Origin of the sequence: Shigella sp. FC1544, assembly GCF_001722145.1 — a bacterium.
GTDB lineage: Bacteria > Pseudomonadota > Gammaproteobacteria > Enterobacterales > Enterobacteriaceae > Escherichia > Escherichia coli.
Map to the genome: position 1 here is coordinate 1 of NZ_MECT01000232.1, position 2270 is coordinate 2270.

Genomic DNA, 2270 nt, shown 5'->3' on the forward strand with positions numbered 1-2270 from the left:
ACGGTTGTGGCGCACGTCTTCGGTGAACGCACTCTGGCCACACTGGAGCGTCTTCTGAGCCTGCTGTCGGCCTTTGAGGTCGTGGTATGGATGACGGATGGCTGGCCGCTGTATGAATCACGCCTGAAGGGAAAGCTGCACGTTATCAGCAAGCGTTACACTCAGCGCATTGAGCGACATAATCTGAATCTGAGACAACATCTGGCAAGGCTGGGACGGAAGTCACTGTCGTTCTCAAAATCGGTGGAGCTGCATGACAAGGTCATCGGGCATTATCTGAACATAAAACACTATCAGTAAGTTGGAGTCATTACCTGAGCGATTTATGATATTTCTTTACTTGTAATCATATTAAATTTTTTCACTGCTCTGATAGTTAAAATTCAAGACATCAATAAACAATGAGATATTTAAATGATTACTCGTATTCCTCGTAGTTCTTTCTCTGCAAATATTAATAATACAGCCCAGACAAATGAACACCAAACCCTGAGTGAATTGTTTTATAAAGAACTCGAGGATAAATTTTCTGGCAAGGAGCTGGCGACGCCTCTATTAAAAAGCTTCTCAGAGAACTGTAGACAAAATGGTCGTCATATCTTTAGTAACAAGGATTTTGTCATTAATTTTCCAAGTCCGTCTTACAAGCTGATAAGAAAGAAATTACGATAATTAATAAAAATGAAAACACGACACTCACTCAAACCATTGCTCCAATATTTGAAGAATACCTAATGGAAATTTTACCTCAACGCTCAGACACTCTTGATAAACAAGAATTAAACCTAAACTCAGTTAGAAAAGAAAAAGAATTCCCAAGAGTTAAACTTAATGGTCAATGTTATTTTCCGGGGCGCCCCCAAAACCGTATAGTATGCCGACACATTGCTGCACAATATATTAATGATATTTATCAGAATGTTGATTACAAACCCCATAAAGATGATTACTCTTCAGCTGAAAAATTTCTCACGCACTTCAACAAAAAATGCAAAAACCAGACTTTGGAGTTGGTTTCCAGCCGTCCTGAGGGGCGTTGCGTTGCTGCCTGCGGTGATTTCGGGCTAGTTATGAAAGCATATTTTGACAAGATGGAATCAAATGGCATCAGTGTTATGGCAGCCATATTACTGGTGGATAACCATGCTTTGACGGTCCGGCTAAGAATAAAGAACACAACTGAAGGATGTACCCATTACGTGGTTTCGGTTTATGATCCTAATGTAACTAACGATAAAATAAGAATTATGAGCGAAAGCAAAGAGGATATTAAACACTATTCTCTGATGGATTTTATGAATGTAGATTATAGCCTCCTGAAATGGTCAAATGATCATATTATTAACCAATCTGTTGCAATAATTCCAGCACTTCCGAAAGAACAGCTATTGATGTTAAAAGGATCTGTGGATGAAATAACCCCTCCGTTATCACCTGCAACGATGAATTTGCTAATGGCAATTGGTCAGAATCACCAACTTACGCAACTGATGATTCAACTCCAGAAAATGCCAGAACTACATAGAACAGAAATGTTGACTGCCTATAATAGTATTAACCTGACAGGTTTATATTTGGCTATAAATTATGGTAATGCTGATATCGTTGAGACTATTTTCAATTCATTGTCAGAAACAGGATATGAAGGGTTACTCTCGAAAAAAAATCTCATGCATATTCTGGAGGCAAAAGATAAAAATGGTTTTTCTTGATTATTTTTAGCGATATCACGTAAGGATAAAAATGTTGTAACCTCGATTCTGAACGCCTTACCTAAACTGGCCGCAACACATCATTTAGATAACGAACAAGTGTATAAATTCCTGAGTGCCAAAAATAGAACGTCCAGCCATGTTTTATACCATGTTATGGCGAATGGTGATGCCGACATGGGTAATTCTGCCAACTTACTGATAGTGTTTTATGTTCAGATAATGCCCGATGACCTTGTCATGCAGCTCCACCGATTTTGAGAACGACAGTGACTTCCGTCCCAGCCTTGCCAGATGTTGTCTCAGATTCAGATTATGTCGCTCAATGCGCTGAGTGTAACGCTTGCTGATAACGTGCAGCTTTCCCTTCAGGCGTGATTCATACTGCGGCCAGCCATCCGTCATCCATACCACGACCTCAAAGGCCGACAGCAGGCTCAGAAGACGCTCCAGTGTGGCCAGAGTGCGTTCACCGAAGACGTGCGCCACAACCGTCCTCCGTATCCTGTCATACGCGTAAAACAGCCAGCGCTGACGTGATTTAGCACCGACGTAGCC

Annotated in this window: 3 pseudogenes; 2 read left to right on the forward strand and 1 reads right to left on the reverse strand. The window is 40.9% G+C overall.

Annotated elements, in window-relative coordinates:
• Together BGK49_RS12800 and BGK49_RS12805 are read left to right on the forward strand one after the other, a co-directional pair.
• Positions 1-300: pseudogene (locus BGK49_RS12800) on the forward strand (IS1-like element IS1X2 family transposase); the annotation flags it as partial.
• A 114-nt stretch (positions 301-414) separates the two neighbouring features.
• Positions 415-1892: pseudogene (locus BGK49_RS12805) on the forward strand (ShET2/EspL2 family type III secretion system effector toxin); the annotation flags it as partial.
• A gap of 15 nt (positions 1893-1907) precedes the next feature.
• Here BGK49_RS12805 and BGK49_RS12810 read toward each other — a convergent pair.
• Positions 1908-2270 (reverse strand): annotated as a pseudogene (locus BGK49_RS12810) (IS1-like element IS1X2 family transposase); the annotation flags it as partial.